The organism is Hyalangium gracile (assembly GCF_020103725.1).
Classification (GTDB): Bacteria; Myxococcota; Myxococcia; order Myxococcales; family Myxococcaceae; genus Hyalangium; species Hyalangium gracile.
The window spans coordinates 88461-104923 of sequence record NZ_JAHXBG010000002.1 but is presented as its reverse complement, the minus strand read 5'-3'; the positions used below and the strand labels follow the sequence as shown (position 1 = coordinate 104923).

The 16463-nt window shown below is 70.3% G+C and carries 13 protein-coding genes; 8 read left to right on the top strand and 5 right to left on the bottom strand.

What is annotated here, in order from left to right:
- Positions 1–93 precede the first annotated feature (93 nt).
- The 5 genes from KY572_RS04025 to KY572_RS04005 all read left to right on the top strand — a co-directional run bounded on the left by KY572_RS04025 (position 94) and on the right by KY572_RS04005 (position 7285).
- A complete protein-coding gene (locus tag KY572_RS04025; protein WP_224240825.1) occupies positions 94–1038 on the top strand; it encodes an alpha/beta fold hydrolase in 945 nt (314 codons plus the stop codon).
- Positions 1039–1081: 43 nt separating this feature from the next.
- Positions 1082–1864, top strand: coding sequence for an exodeoxyribonuclease III (locus tag KY572_RS04020; RefSeq protein WP_224240824.1), 783 nt, complete (start codon positions 1082–1084; stop codon positions 1862–1864).
- 15 nt (positions 1865–1879) lie between these two features.
- Entirely contained in the window at positions 1880–2653 is a 774-nt protein-coding gene (locus KY572_RS04015) for a lysophospholipid acyltransferase family protein (RefSeq protein WP_224240823.1), read from the top strand.
- A 92-nt stretch (positions 2654–2745) separates the two neighbouring features.
- Complete coding sequence (locus KY572_RS04010) at positions 2746–4434, top strand: C39 family peptidase (protein WP_224240822.1); 1689 nt, start codon at positions 2746–2748, stop codon at positions 4432–4434.
- 40 nt (positions 4435–4474) lie between these two features.
- Complete coding sequence (locus tag KY572_RS04005) at positions 4475–7285, top strand: serine/threonine-protein kinase (protein ID WP_224240821.1); 2811 nt, start codon at positions 4475–4477, stop codon at positions 7283–7285.
- Between the two features lie 27 nt (positions 7286–7312).
- Here KY572_RS04005 and KY572_RS04000 read toward each other — a convergent pair whose 3' ends face one another.
- Positions 7313–8029, bottom strand: coding sequence for a hypothetical protein (locus tag KY572_RS04000; protein ID WP_224240820.1), 717 nt, complete (start codon positions 8027–8029; stop codon positions 7313–7315).
- Positions 8030–8229: 200 nt separating this feature from the next.
- Here KY572_RS04000 and KY572_RS03995 point away from each other — a divergent pair, with 200 nt between their 5' ends.
- On the top strand, positions 8230–8769 hold the full coding sequence (locus KY572_RS03995; protein ID WP_224240819.1) for a DUF2378 family protein: 540 nt from the start codon (positions 8230–8232) through the stop codon (positions 8767–8769).
- A gap of 45 nt (positions 8770–8814) precedes the next feature.
- Complete coding sequence (locus tag KY572_RS03990) at positions 8815–9924, top strand: hypothetical protein (protein WP_224241496.1); 1110 nt, start codon at positions 8815–8817, stop codon at positions 9922–9924.
- Between the two features lie 20 nt (positions 9925–9944).
- Here the strand turns inward: KY572_RS03990 and KY572_RS03985 are convergent, their stop codons facing one another.
- Positions 9945–10409 (bottom strand): universal stress protein, encoded by a 465-nt coding sequence (locus KY572_RS03985; RefSeq protein WP_224240818.1) that lies wholly within the window; start codon positions 10407–10409, stop codon positions 9945–9947.
- A gap of 246 nt (positions 10410–10655) precedes the next feature.
- On the opposite strand from KY572_RS03985, the gene KY572_RS03980 reads away from it, so the two are divergent.
- Positions 10656–11525 carry an SDR family NAD(P)-dependent oxidoreductase gene (locus KY572_RS03980; protein WP_224240817.1) on the top strand — a complete coding sequence of 290 codons (870 nt, stop codon included), beginning with the start codon at positions 10656–10658 and terminating at the stop codon, positions 11523–11525.
- Between the two features lie 438 nt (positions 11526–11963).
- Here the strand turns inward: KY572_RS03980 and KY572_RS03975 are convergent, their stop codons facing one another.
- The 3 genes from KY572_RS03975 to KY572_RS03965 all read right to left on the bottom strand — a co-directional run bounded on the left by KY572_RS03975 (position 11964) and on the right by KY572_RS03965 (position 16460).
- A complete protein-coding gene (locus KY572_RS03975; protein ID WP_224240816.1) occupies positions 11964–13451 on the bottom strand; it encodes an FAD-dependent oxidoreductase in 1488 nt (495 codons plus the stop codon).
- Entirely contained in the window at positions 13448–14794 is a 1347-nt protein-coding gene (locus tag KY572_RS03970; RefSeq protein ID WP_224240815.1) for a 2Fe-2S iron-sulfur cluster-binding protein, read from the bottom strand. The genes KY572_RS03975 and KY572_RS03970 overlap by 4 nt, the downstream gene beginning before the upstream one ends.
- A gap of 214 nt (positions 14795–15008) precedes the next feature.
- Complete coding sequence (locus KY572_RS03965; RefSeq protein WP_224240814.1) at positions 15009–16460, bottom strand: bactofilin family protein; 1452 nt, start codon at positions 16458–16460, stop codon at positions 15009–15011.
- Positions 16461–16463 lie beyond the last annotated feature (3 nt).

Here is a 16463-nt window from a genome sequence, read left to right as displayed (position 1 = left end):
CCGGGGCACGACGTCCAGCGTCGCGAGGAGGGCTGGTGGGCAGCCAGGGGTGCTTGCACCCTGGGGAGTGCCTCCCCATCTATTCCCAGGCCCATGCCCTACCGCCGCGTCACCCGCTTCGTCTCCGCCCCGGATGGCACCCGGGTCGCGTACCACACGCACTGCGGCGATCTGCCCGAGGAGGACTCGGAGCGGGAGATGGCCTCCCGGCCTCCGGTGCTGCTGACCAACGGCATCGGCACCTCGGAGAACTTCTGGCGCTACATCGTCGCCAACCTCGAGCAGGACCACCGGGTGGTGCACTGGAACTACCGGGGCCACGGGCACAGCGAGGAGTCCCGGAATGGGGACTACTCCGTCGCCACCCACGTGGACGATCTGGAGCGTGTCATCGAGGACATGATGCGGCGGGGAGACGGGCGGCCGCCGCACCACATCGCCTTCTCCATGGGCGTGCGCGTCGTCCTGGAGCTGTACCGCCGGCGGCCGGAGCTGTTCCCCGCGCTGACGCTGATCGCGGGGGCTCCCGGGGTGATGTGGGCCTGGAGGCAGGAGCGGTGGGCGCGAATCGGGCTGAGCACGGTGCGGCAGGCCGTGGGTGCGTCCACGCCGCTGGTGCCCTGGGCCTCCCCCCTGGTGCGTGCCTTCCTGACCAGCCGACTCGCCTACCCGGCCGGCCGCCTGACGGGGACGCTACGAGCCCGGGCTCCGCGCGCGGACCTCGACGAGTTCTTCGCCGCCGTGCACCGGATGAGCCCCGAGGCCTTCTGGAAGACGTTCCAGGGCCTCTTCGAGGGCCACGCCTGGGACGTGCTGGCCCGGGTGCAGGTACCCACGCAGATCATCGCGGCCGAGAACGACTTCATCGTCCCGCTCAGCGACATGCTGCAGATGCGCCAGGTGCTGCCCCAGGCGCGCTGGCTGCTGGTGAGGGACGCGGGGCACGCGGGGCTGGTGGAGGCCGGCAGCGAGATCGCCGACGCCGTCCGGTCCTTCCTGGTGGAGCAGGGGATCGAGCCGGCCTCCATGGCGCCGTGATTTCGACTGGACCGGCCAGGGGCCCACACGCCATAAGCACCGCGTGCGAGTCGTCTCCTGGAACGTCAATGGGCTGAGGTCGGTCCACAAGAAGGGGTTCGAGCGCTGGCTCACCGGGGCGCGGGCCAACGTGGTGGCGGTGCAGGAGGTCCGCGCCCGAGAAGAGCAGATCCCCGAGGAGCTGCGGGCCCTGAAGCGCTGGCGCACGCACTTCGTCTCCGCCGAGCGCCCCGGCTACAGCGGCGTGGGCCTGTTCGCTCGGGACGCGCCGGATGACGTGGAGACGAAGCTGGGCTTGAAGGAGGTGGACGTGGAGGGGCGCCTGCAGGTGGCGCGCTTCGGCCGGCTGACGATCGTCAACGCCTACTTCCCCAACGGCAACGGCAAGAACCGGGACAACAGCCGCATCCCCTTCAAGCTGGACTTCTACCGCCGGCTCTTCGATCGGCTGGAGAAGGCGCGCCGGGATGGCGAGCGCATCCTCGTCGTGGGCGACTTCAACACGGCGCATCAGGAGATCGACCTGGCCCGCCCCAAGGACAACCGCGAGACGAGCGGCTTCCGCCCCGAGGAGCGCGAGGAGTTCGACCGGTGGATCCGCGCCGGCTGGGTGGACACCTTCCGCTTCTTCAACAAGGGCGGCGGGCACTACTCCTGGTGGACGCAGCGGCTGGATGCGCGGGCGCGCAACATCGGCTGGCGGCTGGACTACGTGCTGGCCTCGCACGGCGCCATGCCCTTCGTGAAGCGCGCGGCCATCCACCCCGAGGTGTTTGGTTCCGATCACTGTCCGGTGAGCGTGGATCTGGATCCGAAGATCCGGTAACTGCTCCGGCCATCCATGAATGCTCTGCTCTCGATCTATACGTGGCTGGAGATTGGCCTCGTCGCCCTGGTGGGCTTCTTCGTCCAGTTCGTGGTCGCCGTCGTCACCTGGCCCTTCGATCGCCGCAAGGTGATCGCCGGGCGGTGCTTCCGGCTGATCGGAGTGACGGCCTCGAAGCTGACGCCCTTCTGGCGCTTTGGCGTCCATGGCCCCGTGCCCAAGCGCCTGTCGCCGCGCACGGTGGTGGTCAGCAACCACGAGTCCAACGCGGACCCCTTCCTCATCTCCTATCTGCCCTGGGAGATGAAGTGGCTGGGCAAGGCCAGCCTCTTCAAGATCCCCGCCGTCGGCTGGAGCATGTGGCTGGCCGGGGACATCCCCGTGACGCGCGGAGACCAGGGGTCCGCCAAGGGCGCCATGGCGCAGTGCGCCAGGTGGCTCGCCAAGGGGATGCCGGTGATGATCTTCCCCGAGGGCACCCGCTCGAAGACCGATGAGCTGTTGCCCTTCAAGGACGGGGCGTTCCGCCTGGCCATCGAGACGGGCGCGGACGTGCTGCCGCTGGCGGTGAGCGGCACGCGGCGGGCACTGCCCAAGCACTCCTGGCGGTTCGCTACCTCCCGAGGACTGGTGACGGTGGGGACCCCCATCTCCACCCAGGGGATGACGCTGGCGGACGTGGAGCGGCTCAAGCAGTTGGCTCGTGAACAGATCCTGGCCCTCCGGGCGAAGCTGCTCCCCCTGACGGGCGCCGCTCCGGACGCAGACGCCGGGGCCCGGCCGGCCTGATCCGGAGAAATCGCAGGGGGGGCAGGAAACTTTTGTCCTGCAAGTACGAAAAGGAGGATTGGCGCATCCGATCGACCGAAGGCCTCTGAACTATGTCCTTCCACCTCCGTTTCCGGACCGATGTATCGCGAGCTTCCTCCGCACCCCTGGGCGCAGAAGCTGCCGCCAAGGGGTGGAAGCCCATTCCCCAGGTCAATCAGCTCCATCCCCGAGGGGCCGACAAGGACTATGTGAACGGTGCCTACAACTGCGCTCCGGCCGTGGTGGCCATGGTGGCGCGGGGGCACGGGAGCATGGGGGACCTCACCGACGCCCAGCTCATCAGCCAGCTCGGCCATGACATCGTCACCCGCAACGGGACCGACCCCGAGGGCGTGACGAAGATGCTCGAGCGCGTGAATGTGCCCCTGGCCGGCGACGCGCTGGGCGCCAACTACAGCGATGCGGAGCTGAAGCAGCACCTGAACCAGGGCCACATGGTCATCGCCCAGGTCCGCACGAGAGATCCGAGGGCGCGCCAGGACAGCGCGCACTACGTGCTGATCCAGGGGATGACGCGGAACGGCGACTACATCATCTCCGATCCGCTGCACAACCGGCCGTATGCGGTGTCTCCCAAGCAGCTTCAGGAGGCCGTTCTCCGCGCCCCGCCGGATGGGGGCATGCTGATCCCGGTCGCCAGCCCGTCGGAGTCCAGCAAGCTCCTGGGAGCCAAGGCGTCCATTGCCGCCGCCGTCGGCGCCGTCGCCGCGGCCGCTTCCGAGGGCAAGGGCTCCGAGTCGGTCTCGTCTCCCGTCAGCGCGGAGGGCGCCGTGGCGCCTCGGACGCTGTCCCAGGAGGGCATGCCCGTCATCAGCCCCACGCTGGCCAGGACGCCCACCACGCAGGAGCTGCCGGCGGTGGCGCCCCGGACGCCGACCCAGTCGGACATGCCCGTCATCGGCCCGACGCTGGCGCGCAAGCCCTCGCTCACGGAGCTGCCGGCGGTGGCACCCCGGACGCCGACCCGCTCGGAGATGCCTGTCATCGGTCCGACGCTGGCCCGCAAGCCCTCGCTCACGGAGCTGCCGGCGGTGGCGCCCCGGACGCCGACCCGCTCGGAGATGCCCGTCATCGGTCCGACGCTGGCCCGCAAGCCCTCGCTCACGGAGCTGCCGGCGACCCCGACGCTCGAGAAGAGGCCCGCGACAGGGGAGCGGCCCGCGCTGACGCTGGCGCCTGAGAAGAGGCCCACGGCGGTGGAGATGCCCGCTGTGACGCTGGCGCCCGAGAAGAAGCCCACGGTGGACGAGAAGGCGACGGTGGCTGCGGCGGCCGACAAGACGGTCTCCCTGGCCGAGTTCGTAGCCACCACCACGAAGGAGGCTGCCGCCACCGCCGCCGCCCTGGAGAACCCCAACCCCGATGCCTTCACGGCCACGGACGAGCTGTTCGAGGGCGTCGACACCGAGTTCAAGGAGCCGACGACGGAGCAGCAGAACTCCAAGATGGAGGCCAACGAGCGGCGCAACAACTACCACCTGGACGTCCGCTACGGGGACAGGCACGGCCCGCGGCGCTCCGACAAGACCGAGTCCGTGACGCCGAAGGACAAGGACGTGGAGGAGTTCGCTCGCGAGCTGCGTCAGGGCAAGGCGCGCGGAGACCTGAGCGCCTACGAGACCCTAGAGAAGCTCGAGAAGAGCGACTCCCCCCGCGATCGCCGCGTGCTGGAGCTGATCGAGCGGATGGACAAGAAGGATCCGGGTGTCGGCAAGAAGATGTGGGGGGATGGATTCTAGGGCGTAGGGGCCTTGCCCCATGTCCTAGGATGCCGGGCCCATGGAGGATTCCAAGACCGAGCCCCGGCCTCGCCCCGGGCCCGAGGCTGACGCCGACATGCCGACCCGCGAGGAGCGGCCGCCGTCCGCGCGCTCCCGGCCCGGGATGTCTTCCGCCTCCGCGTCCCAGCCCTCGATCGAGGGCCCGGAGGAGAACTACGAGCTGCCACGCGGCACGCGCATCGAGCGCTACGTGCTGCTCAAGCCCCTGGGGCAGGGCGGCATGGGCGTGGTGTACTCGGCCTACGATCCCGACCTGGATCGCAAGGTGGCGCTCAAGCTGCTGCGCCCCGACAAGCAGACGCCCGACGGGCACACGGCGCGCGCCTGGATGCTGCGGGAAGCCCAGGCCATGGCCCGCATCTCCCACCCCAACGTCATCTCCGTCTACGACGTGGGGACCTTCTACAACCAGGTCTTCGTGGCCATGGAGTTCATCCAGGGCCGCACCCTCAGCACGTGGATCCGCAAGGAGCAGCACACCTGGCAGGAGGTCCTCCGCGTCTTCCTGGAGGCGGGCCGCGGGCTGATGGCGGCGCACAAGGCGGGCCTGGTGCACCGGGACTTCAAGCCGGCCAACGTGCTCGTCGGCGAGACCGGGCGCGTGTGCGTGCTGGACTTCGGCCTGGCCCGGCTCGCCGAGCTGGCCGAGGCCGAGGAGCAGAGCCTGGCGGGCGAGCTCGAGGCGCGCGAGGAGCGCTCCGGCGAGCCGGTGGCGCTGGAGCTGCCCGACAGCAACGTCATCATGGGCACCCCCCAGTACATGCCTCCCGAGCAGTACCTGGGCGAGGGCGTGGACGGGCGCGCGGACCAGTTCAGCTTCTGCGCCTCGCTGTACTGGGCGCTGTACCGCAAGCGGCCCTTCGAGCCGCGGCAGGTGGCCCGGACGGCGGCGCAGACCTCGAGGGCCTCGGCCGGCACGGGTGAGGTGTGGCGCCAGCTGCCGCACTCCACCGCCGCCAAGGAGCCGCCCGCGAACGCGAAGATCCCCTCCTCGGTCCGCCGCGCGGTGATGCGCGGGCTGTCGCTGAACCCCGAGGATCGCTTCCCCTCCATGGAGGCGCTGCTGGAGGCGCTCGCGCAGCAGCAGCGCAGCGTGCAGCGGCGGGGTGCGCTGGCGGCGGTGGGCGCCATGGCGCTGGCCTCGCTCGGCGTGGGCGGGTTCATGTACCAGCAGAGCCGGGTGTGCGCGGGCTCGCAGGCGCTGGTGGCCTCCGCGTGGAGCCCGGAGACGCGGCAGAAGCTGGAGGCGGCCTTCGCGGCCACCGGCAAGCCCTTCGCGGCGGAGACGGCCCTCAAGGTGGTGCGCGCCCTGGATGGCTACGCGGGCGCCTGGTCGAGCATGCACACCGAGGCCTGCGAGGCCACCCGCGTGCGCGGAGAGCAGACCGAGGAGCTGCTCTCCATGCGCATGGTGTGCCTGGATCGGCGCCGCAAGGATCTCGCGGCGCTGACGGGCCTGCTGGCCGAGGCGGACGCCAAGGTGGTGGAGCGCGCGGTGGATGCCGCCGCGGCGCTGCCCTCGCTCCAGCCCTGCCAGGACATCGCCTCGCTGGCCGAGCAGCCTCCGCTGCCTGCGGACGCGGCGTTGCGCGCCAGCGTCGAGAAGCTGGGCGATCAGCTCTCCCAGGTGAAGGCGCTCCACGACGCGGGCCGGTACAAGGCCGGCGTGGAGCTGGCCCGGAAGCTGGAGCCCGAGGTGGTCGCCACCGCGTACCGCCCGCTCGAGGCCGAGCTTCGCTACCACCTGGGCTGGCTGCTCCAGCAGGCTGGCGAGGCGGAGGACAGCATCCGCCAGCTCGAGCAGGCCTTCGACAGCGCGGAGTCCGGCCGGTCCGATCGCGTGCGGCTGGAGGTGCTCACCAAGCTCGTCTACGTCTTCGCCAACAACGGCCACCCCGAGGAGGCGAAGCGGTGGGGCCAGGTGGCGCAGGCGGTGCTCGGCCGCGTGGGCAGCGAGCCGCCGCTGGCGCTCGATCTGATGGGGAACCTGGGCTACGTGGCGCTGCTGCAGGGCCGCTACCAGGAGTCCCGCGACTACTTCGAGAAGGCCCGCGCGCTGGCGGAGTCCACGCTGGGGCCCGAGGATCCGAAGCGGGCGAAGGTGAGCCACGGGCTGGGCCTGGCCGCGCTGCGCATGGCGGACTACCCGCGCGCCATCGCGCTGCTGAGCGAGTCGCTCCGGCAGACGGAGACGGCCAAGGGCAAGCAGCACCCGGAGGTGGCCACGCGCCACACCATGCTCGCCACCGCGTACCGCGAGAGCGGCGATCTGGAGAAGGCGCTGGCGCACGTGCGGCAGGCGCTCGAGGTGCGCCGGGCCACGCAGGGGCCGGAGCATCCCGCCGTGGCCGACACGCTGGACGAGCTGGGCATGAGCTTCATCGCGCTGAAGCGCTACGACGAGGCGGTGAAGACGTTCGGCGAGGCCCTGGAGATCAAGCGCAAGGTGTTGGGCGAGGACCACCCGGACCTCTCGTACTCGTACGACGGCGTCGGTCAGGCGCTGCTGGCGAAGGGCAATGCCGCCGAGGCCATCGAGCCGCTGCGCAAGGCGCTGTCCTACGAGGACACCGAGCCCGAGGGGCTGGCGCAGACGGGGTTCGCGCTGGCCAAGGCGCTGTGGGATGGGGCGAAGTCCCCAGAGCCCGCGCGCGAGGAGGCCCGGAAGGCGCGTGCCCTGTACGTGAAGCTGGAGAAGCCCAAGGAGGCGGCGGAGATCGACGCCTGGCTCGGCGCGCATGCCGAGGAGCCCGCGCCGCCACCGCGCGTCGTCCAGAAGCAGCGCCCCGCCAGGCGCAAGTCGCGCTGAGGGCTCGCCACCTCGGAGCAGGCGGCGTCAGAACCGCCCCGCGAAGCCTCCGAGGATGCCACCCGAGCGGGTGACGCTGAACACGGGGAGGCACTGGAAGCCAGCGCGGGACGAGGAGGCGCTCACGGCGGGGCCGGGCAGGGGCGGCTCGCTGGTGTTGGAGAGCTCGTAGCCGAGGACCGCGCCGACGATGGGGCCCAACATGAGGCTGAGCAGGACGAGCCCATCGCTGTCGGCCGACGCGGAGACGACGGCCAGCGTGATCCCCGCGAGTGAGCCGAGCGTCGTCCCCGCCAGGGAGGCCCAGTACTTCCCGTGGCCATCCATGGCTCGGCCGACCCCGTAGACCCCCAGCGGAGTGCCCAGCAGGATGCCCAGGCTCATGGAGCCCAGCACGGGGATGGCGCACTCGGCATCGGAGCAGTCATTGCCGACGAGGAGGAACCCGGTGAAGACGCCCGCGATGCCGGCCAGGGCGCCAGTTCCGGCCCCGGCCAGCGTCTGGAACAGGAGCCGCTTCGCGGAGGACCGTTCCTGGGTCGAGGGGCGGTAGGTGTACGGGATCGACTCTCCCGGGGGAGGCGGCTCCAGCTCGGCAGGCTCGCTCTTCTCGGGCGCGGGGACGAGAGGTGGGGGCGGAAGCGGGGCCGGGGAGGTGGGCGAAGGGCTCTCCTCGGGCGTCTGGGCGAAGCCCAGGCTCGAGGTCAGCACGGTGAGGCAGAGCACGAGGCGCGCGGTGGACACGCACGCAGTCTAGTCGTCCGCCCGTCGGCGGAGACAGGCCGACCGCCAGATTCCCGCCTCCGGAGGGGCGGAGCCCAACGGCCTGTGGCCCGAGGAGCGCCCTCTGGGCCATGTGCTCGCGTGCGTCTCCCGGCCCCTGTCGCCGGTGGTGGTGGAGGATCTGCGCTACCAGGCTCCGTGAAACATGATACGCCAATCTCGTGGCTGAGAAGGTCGTCTTCGAGAACACGATGGAGAGCGTGCTCCAGGTGCTGGAGCGCCCCATTCCTCCCGAGCAGATCGCCGGGCTGGATGCGCTGGGGATCGACCTGAGCAAGCCTCTGCTACCGGCCTACTCGGTGGAGACCCACGCCGCGCTGATCGACTTCGTGGTGCGGCAGCGGTGGCCGGAGCTGCCCCCGGAAGAAGGGCAGTTCGAGGCGGGCAGGGCCTTCATCGACATCTACACGCAGACCCAGATGGGGCGAGCCATCAAGGGGCTGGTGAAGACCATCGGTCCGCACCGCGCCCTGGAGCGCATGAACCGCACCTTCCGGACGGCGAACAACTTCACGGAGACGCGGCTGCTGCAGCTGGGGCCCGCGACCTTCGAGCTCTGGTTCAACTTCGTGAGCCGCCCCGGCTACTACCGGGGCCTCGTCTACCAGACCCTGTTTCACTCCGGGGTGCCGGAGCTCGAGGTGACGCAGTCCTCCAGACAGGGCGACGAGGTGACGTACCGCGTCGTGTGGCGGCCCTGAGCCTCCGCTCGGCTGGCCGCTGGGAGAACGGCCCCCCCCTTGGTCATGGGAGCCGGGTTTGCGCGATACTGGCGGAACCACCTGGAGGCTGCCCTGGACGCGATCTCGAACCGACGTGACCTCGCCATCTGGGGATATGCCTTCGGCTACTTCGCCTGCTACGCGCCCTACAGCGCGCTGACGAAGGCGCTCTCGAGCGGGTTGCTGGAGGGGATGGAGGACGGCATCGCTGGGTTCGCGCTGCTGCCGGCCTCCACGTTCGCCTCCTTCATGGGGATGATCGTCTTCCTCTCCGTGAAGGGCTGGTGGCGGTACGCGCACCACCGCACGGTGTGGGGGGTGAGCATCCCGGTTCCCGGGATGTGGACGTTCCTGTCCGGGCTGTGCTCGGCGGCCATCATCGGGACGACGACCCTGGCGTACACCTTCGATGGCACCTCCATCGTCTTCATGATGCTGATGATGCGCGGCGGCGTGCTGATGCTCGCCCCCATCGTGGACGCGGTGAGCAAGCGCCAGGTGCGGTGGCCGTCCTGGGTGGCGCTGGGGCTGAGCCTGGGCGCGGTGATCGTCGCCACGGGCCCGGGCGCGGACCTGCGGATGTCGATCGCGGCGATCATCGATCTCGCGGTGTACCTGCTGGCCTACTTCATCCGGCTGCGGGCCATGAGCAACCTGGCCAAGTCGGAGGATCAGGCGGCGAGCACCCGCTACTTCGTGGAGGAGATGATGGTGGCCTCGCCCGCCATCTTCTTCACGCTCGGCATCCTGGCCCTGGTGGGCGAGGGGCAGACGATGCTGGAGATCCGCGAGGGCTTCACGGGGTTCTTCGCGCGGGGGCACATGCTCGAGGAGCTGAGCGTGGGGCTGCTGTCCCAGGGGACGGGGGTCTTCGGCGGCCTCATCCTGCTCGATCACCGGGAGAATGCCTTCACCGTGCCGGTGAACCGGGCCTCGAGCATCCTCGCGGGCGTGCTGGCCACCGGGGCACTCTCGCTCTGGCTGGGGCAGCGGGGCGTGAGCGGGCGCGAGCTCGTCGGAGCCCTGCTGGTGATGGTCGCGATGCTGGTGCTCAGCGTGCCCACGATATTGAAGGCACGCCGGGCGAAGGCGGCACAGGCCCTCCCGTCGATCTCTCCCACCGGGAGGCAGTGAGGCCAGCCCTTCGGGGCCGGCTACTTCGCCGCGTCGTAGAGGTGCACGGTGAGGACCGGGCAGTGGGCCCGCGCGACGATCTTCTGGGCCACGCTCCCGAGCAGCAGGCGCGGCAGACCGCGGCGGCCGTGGGTGCCCATGATGACCAGATCGTGCTTGCCCTCCTCGGCCACGCGCAGGACGGTGGAGGCCGCCTCGCCCACGACGACCCGGTGCTTGATCGGGCGGGGAGCGCCCTGTACGGCCGTCGCCAGCGCGGTCAGCTCCTTGGTGGCGGCGTCGACGGCGACCTGCTCGAGCGACTGCGAGTTCCAGCCGGGCGCGGCCACGAGCAGATCCGGCGCCACGTACTGGGGCGGCTCCCAGGCGTGGATGATCTCGATCTCCGCGTTGAAGGGCCTGGCGATCTGGATCGCGTAGTCGATGAGGGCTCGAGAGCCTTCCGAGAGATCCACCGGGACGAGAATTCGAGACGGTGCGGGCATGAGGCTGTTCCTCCTGTTCGGAGATGCTCTGTGCACTCCTGGTGCGTGAAACCACCCCGCTCTCTGGAAGAAGTGTGCCAGTCATCTCCCTGAGGAGGGGCCTGTCCGGACGCAAACTTTTCGTGGCTCGCGGGGACGGGTGCACGTTCTGCGTCCACGGAGGCGAGCGGCTCCACCTCCGTCCTTCCTCCTCGCTCGCGGAGGAGCCGAGAATGCGCCTCGGAAGAGGGGACTTAGCTTTGCGTCATGCGTCCCCCCATCGACTCCGGCACCGTGCTCATCACCGGAGCCTGCTCCGGGATTGGCCGGGAGCTCGCCCGGCAGCTCGCCCACCGTGCGCGGACGCTGGTGCTCGTGTCCCAGACGGTGGAGCGGCTGGAGGCCCTGCGAGACGAGTTGCAGCTGAGCAACCCCACTCTGGGTGTGGTGCTGCTGGCCTGTGACATGTCCCGGCCGGGAGAGGTGGGGGACATGCTCGCGGAGCTGTCGCGGCACTTCCTCTCGGTGGATGTGCTGGTGAGCGCCGCCAGCGTGGCCGAGCCGGGTCTCTTCGCGGAGCAGCGCTGGGGGTGCATCGAGCGGATGCTGATGGCCAACGTGGTGGCGCCGCTGCTGCTCGCCCGTCGGCTGCTGGGGCCGATGCTGGCGCGAGGGCGCGGCGGGCTGCTCTATGTCAGCTCGGGAGCGGGCCAGCTCTTCCTCCCGGGCGCCGCGACCTACGCTGCCACCCGGCGCTGCCTGGACGGCTTCATCGAGTCGCTCCGCCTGGAGCTGGAGGGCACCCCCATCTGCGTCACCCAGGTGGCGCCAGGGCCGGTGGATGACACGCGGGCTCGGGCGGTGGGAGGGCTCCAGGGCACGAGGCCCTTCTTCGAGGTGTCCGCGGCGCAGTGCGCTCGGGAGGCGCTGGCGGGCTTCGAGCGGGGAGTGCCGCTGGTGTACCCGGGCCGAGGCCACCGCTGGGTGATGACGCTGCTGCCGAGACTGCCGCGAGCGGTGCGGCGGGTGCTGGGAAGGCGCGTGGCCAGAGCGCTCCACCCGCCCGCCGGAGCCGAGACGCCCGTGCTGCCCGAGGGCTCCCGTGGACCGCTGGAGGCGGGGCCGTCGCTGGCCTGAGGCCCGGGCTCGAGGGAAAAAAAAGGCGGCAGCCTGGGGGGGCTGCCGCCTGGGCGGGACAGAGTGGGGGGGATTCACACCGTCCACCGCGCGGACCGCTCCCGGAGGAGCGGAGGGGATTCCGCGATCCCTTCGCTCCAGGCGGCCTGCCAGCGGATGGCAGTTATGCCCAGGTTGAAGGTATCTGCACTCATGGATAAGCACTTGCCATGCCGGACATGCAATTGCCTGAATTCCCTAGGAAAGGCGATTTATGCCACAATGTGTCATGGAGTGATGTAGCACCGGTCCTCGACCCCCGACTGTAAAGAGCCTGTACAGTCTGGGAGAGGTTTCCCAGCAGCTTCCGGGCCTTGCCGGAGCACATCTCGTTGTCGTCTTCCCGGACAGTCCAGAGAGGGGAGTGTCCGGGTCCGGCACAGGGGAACCCCGTACCTGTCAGCCGATGATCATGTCCTCGCGCTCCAGGCGGCCGGAGGAGAAGCGGCGCAGGTTGAAGCGGTGGAAGAGATCGTCGTGCTCATCGGTGGCCATCCAGGCGGCCATCCGCTCGGCGACGGCGGGGGCCATCATGAAGCCGTGGCCGACGAAGCCGGACATCTGCAGGAGGTTGTCCAGGCCGGGCGTGCGCCCGAGCACGGGGTTGTTGTCGGGCGTCACGTCGTAGCAGCCAGCCCACTGGCGCAGCACCTTCACGTGGCCCACGTTGGGCAGCTGCTCCATGAGTCCCTGGGAGAAGCGGGCCACGAAGCGCAGGGTGGAGCCCATGTTGAGCCCCGCGGGCTCCTTGGGGTCGCCCATGCCGCCGACGATCTCTCCGCGCATGGACTGGCTGAAGTACAGGCCCGAGTCGAGCACTGACACCAGCGGCCCGAGGAAGGGCTTGAGGGGCTCGGTGCTGAGGATCTCGTGGCGGTGGGGCTCGTTGGGGAGCTTCACGTCGGCGAGCTTCGCGATCTCCGGGCTCCAGGCGCCGGCGGCCAGCACCACGGTGTCGCAGGCGATGTCGCCCCGATCGGTCTTCACCTTGCGGACCTGGCCGTTGGAGATGTCGAAGCCGGTGACGTGGGTGAAGGTCTCGACCTTGATGCCCTTCTTGAGGCAGTGCTGGGCGTAGCCCCACATGAAGGGCCAGGGGAAGATGACGCCATCCTCCGGGTTGAACGAGGCGGTGAGCACGCCCTTCATCGTCAGGCCGGGGACGATCTCGCGCGCGGCGTCGGCGGTGATGATGCGGGTGGGGACGCCGTGCTTGTTGTGGAGCGCGGCGTTGCGCTCCAGGCGCCTGGCGACGGCCTCTGTCTTCGCGAGGAAGAGGTAGCCGCCCTGGCGCAGCCAGATGTTGATGCCGAGATCGCGGGCGAACTGCTTCATCAGATCGATGGAGCGCTTGGCCAGCTCGATGTTGGCGGCGGTGCCCCACTGCATGCGAACGCCGCCACCGTTGCGGCCGGAGGCACCCGCGCAGAGGTAGCCGCGCTCGAGCACCACCACGTCCGTCTCGCCGCGCAGGCTGAGGTTGTAGGCCAGCGCCAGCCCCATCACTCCGCCGCCGATGATGACGACCTTGGCCTTGGCGGGCAGGGGCGTATTCGGGCGCAGCGCGGGTGGGAAGACGCCGAGCTCCTCGGGCACGCCGCCCACGGGAGGCCGGGACTCGTCCACCGGAGCGCTGCCGAACAGGGACAGCTCGGTGGGGTAGACCGGAGGCCGAGGCGTGAAGGGCTGGATGCCCTGGGGCTTGAGGGGGCCCTCCTTGGCGATCAGCGCGGCCACGGCGGCCAGGCAGCTCTTGCCCTGGCAGATGCCGGTGCCGAAGCCGGTGTAGCGCTTGACGGACTCCACGTCGCAGTAACCGCGGGAGAGCGCGTGGCGCACGTCGCCGACGGTGACATCCTCACAAGAGCAGATCAGCGCCTTGCTCATGACAGTCCTCCGATGAGCGCCTCGGCGGCCCGGGCTCCCGCTGCGGCGGCCTCGCTGGCGGTGCCGCCGCCGGTGATGTCTCCCGCGACGAAGAGGTCCGGAGCGGCCGTGCTCCCGTTGGGCTGGGCCTCCGCCACGAAGAAGCCGCGCTCGGCGTCGAAGCTCACGTTGGCGCCACCCTGGCGAGCCAGCTCGAAGCTGGGGCTGGTGGGGATGGAGATGAGGACCGCGTCGCAGTCCACCTTCTTCTTTCCACCGCCCTGGCGCACGAAGCTGAAGGCGCCCACCTTCTTGAGCCCGTGGGCCTTGGGCTCGCTGCCGAGGCAGGCGGTGGGATGCGGGGAAGCGGGCAGGGGGCCTCGGAGATCCACCACCGCCACCACGCGGGTGCCGTGGGCTTCCAGGAGCCGGGCCAGGGCATGGAGCTCCGGGCCCCAGCCGACGAGCGCCGCCGACTCGGGCGCCACGCCGTGCTCGCGCAGGAGCATGCTGGCGGCACGGCCCGCGTAGACGCCGGGCAGATCGTTGTTCTCGAAGGGGAGGATGCCCGGGTGGCCGCCCGGCGCGAGCAGGAAGCGGTCCGCGTGGACGAGGAGCAGGCGCAGGCCCTCGGGCTCCTGGGCGGTGACGGCCAGGAAGCGGCCGCCCTCGTCATCGTAGAGGCCGATGGCGTGGGCGCGGGTGAGGACGCTGCCCTTGGGGAAGGAGGAGAGCTCGGGGACAGAGGGATCGTCCGCCAGGGGAGCGCCTCGGGTCAGCCGACCTCCCACGCGCTCCTCTCGCTCGATGAGGAGGAAGGGGACGCCGCGATCGGCCAGCACCTTCGCGGCCGCGAGCCCCGCCGGGCCTGCGCCCACCACGGCCACGCGGGTGCGCAGGATGCGAGCCGGCAGCCGGGGAGGAGCTTCCTGCTCGGGCAGCAGGCCGAGCCCCGCGAGCTGGCGGGCCACCTTGGCCATCACCTTCTCGGCGACGGGGACGCCCGCGAACATCTCGTGGTGGTCCAGCCCGCGAGGGAAGAACCAGTCGATGGTCCCGAAGAGGTCCACCTTGGCGGAGGGGAAGGCGTTCTGGCGCTCCAGGCGCATGCCGGCGCGAGCGGGAGTGCGGCAGGTGTAGACGTTGGGCAGCCCGTCCACGCGCATGAGGCAGTGCGAGCAGGCGGCGGCGAAGCAGTACGCGCCGCGGGGGCGGTGGTACTTGATGGAGCGGGCGAGGACGTCCTCTCCGGCGGCGATGAGCGAGCACGCTACGGGTTCGCCCTCGACGGCGGGAACGGGCTCGCCCTCGAGGTCCACGGTGATGGCCCGACCACGGGGGGAGGCATCAGGGAGGCGGCGCATGGGTGGGCGCAACTTCGCCCACTGGCCCCAGGCAGTCAAAGGGCGCCGGGAGGGGTGTCACCCGTGAACACCAGCCGGGGTGATGGCAGGCCACACGGCAGCTACGCGAGCAGGGTGGTGCGGCGCGTCAAGAGCGGTGGCTCCCTGCGAAAAACACGAAGGGGGCCGACCGGTGAAGGTCGACCCCCACGGGATGCTACGAGCTGCAACGAACTCAGATGCTGGTGGGCGTGCGAGACAGCGGCTCGGGGATGCCGCGCAGCCGGTGGCCGAACCGGGTGAGCAGGGCGGCGCCGAAGCCCATGAAGCAGGCCGCGAACAGCACGAACCAGCCCAGCACGGGGATGGACGTCATCGCCAGGAGGATCACCAGCCCCAGGGCCAGCACCACCGCCTGCGTCTTCCGGCCGCGCATGATGGGCACCCGCAGGCCGATCTCGCTCGCCACCGCCGTGAAGCCCAGCACCGTCACCAGCATGGCCATCAGCCACAGCGCGGCCGCCACCGGAGCGCCGATGATGGTGATCGTCAGCACCAGCGAGATGGGGAACAGCGCCACGGCGCCCAGCACGCCCACCATCGTGCTCTTGATGGGCTGCGTCCGGATCTCCGTGGACAGGTCCTTCATCCGCGCGGGGAAGAACAGCTGCCCCAGGAACCCCAGCCCGAAGAGCGCCGCGAACTTGATGATGAACCACGGCAGCCCGCCTCCGCCGTGGTCATCGTCCTCATCCTCCGCGGCGGCATCCTTGTTCCGGAACTCCTTCTTGAGGCTCTTCTTCACCTCGCCAGCCACCAGGGCGCCGACATTGCTGCCACCGAAGGACTCGGTGCTGCCATTCACGTGGGCGCCCTCCTCGCGGATGACGTTGCCGCCAATGGCGGACACGTCTCCATCCACGACGGCGCCCGGGTGCAGGGTGATGTTGCCGCCGAAGGCGTTCGCGTCTCCCTCCACCGAGCCGTAGATGTCCACGTTGCCGCCGAAGGCCACCACGTCCTCCTCGACGTGCCCGCGCACCACCAGGTTGCTGCCGTAGACCACGGCGTTGTCCACCGAGTCGTCCTTCCTCACCTCCAACGGGTGGCCGCGCGCCACGACATCCCGCTCGCCCTTGCGGCGGCGCTGGGCCTTGCGCACCTCGTCGCGGACCCGCTCCCGGATCTCACTCGGATCGATCTCGTCCTCCGCGCTCTCGGCGATGCCCGGGGGCATCGGAGGCATGGGCGGGACGGGCGGCATGGAGGGGAGGGCCGGCATGGAAGGCATCGACGGCATGGACGGGACGGCCTGCGAACCGGCAGCCGCCTTCGCGCTCTCCTGGGCGCTCTCCTTCTCGTCGTGCGTCATGGGCCGCATCGTGAAGATGGCGCCGTCCTGATCCAGGCGCAGCGAGTAGGTGCGCGCGATCGTGCGCAGGGCCTGCTCGGCGGTGACTCCCTTGAGGTGCACCTCGACGGTGGTCTCCAGCGCGCCGGTGGCCACCACGTTGAGGCCGCCTTCCTCGGCGATGCGCTTGAGCGCGTCCTGGAGCGTGCCGCGGAAGTTCACGTCGATGGTCTTCGCGGCCGGAGCCTCGGCGGCCGCGGGGCTGGGAGCCTCCGCCAGGGCCAGCGGAGCGCCCAGCAGAAGGGTCGGCAGGAGGATGCGAGTGGCGATCTTCATGGG

Coding starts and splice junctions, on each gene's coding strand:
- KY572_RS04025 (WP_224240825.1), top strand. CDS start 94: ATGCCCTACCGCCGCGTCACCCGCTTCGTCTCCGCCCCGGATGGCACC.
- KY572_RS04015 (WP_224240823.1), top strand. CDS start 1,880: ATGAATGCTCTGCTCTCGATCTATACGTGGCTGGAGATTGGCCTCGTC.
- KY572_RS04010 (WP_224240822.1), top strand. CDS start 2,746: ATGTCCTTCCACCTCCGTTTCCGGACCGATGTATCGCGAGCTTCCTCC.
- KY572_RS04005 (WP_224240821.1), top strand. CDS start 4,475: ATGGAGGATTCCAAGACCGAGCCCCGGCCTCGCCCCGGGCCCGAGGCT.
- KY572_RS03990 (WP_224241496.1), top strand. CDS start 8,815: ATGGGAGCCGGGTTTGCGCGATACTGGCGGAACCACCTGGAGGCTGCC.
- KY572_RS03985 (WP_224240818.1), bottom strand. CDS start 10,409: ATGCCCGCACCGTCTCGAATTCTCGTCCCGGTGGATCTCTCGGAAGGC.
- KY572_RS03980 (WP_224240817.1), top strand. CDS start 10,656: ATGCGTCCCCCCATCGACTCCGGCACCGTGCTCATCACCGGAGCCTGC.
- KY572_RS03975 (WP_224240816.1), bottom strand. CDS start 13,451: ATGAGCAAGGCGCTGATCTGCTCTTGTGAGGATGTCACCGTCGGCGAC.
- KY572_RS03970 (WP_224240815.1), bottom strand. CDS start 14,794: ATGCGCCGCCTCCCTGATGCCTCCCCCCGTGGTCGGGCCATCACCGTG.
- KY572_RS03965 (WP_224240814.1), bottom strand. CDS start 16,460: ATGAAGATCGCCACTCGCATCCTCCTGCCGACCCTTCTGCTGGGCGCT.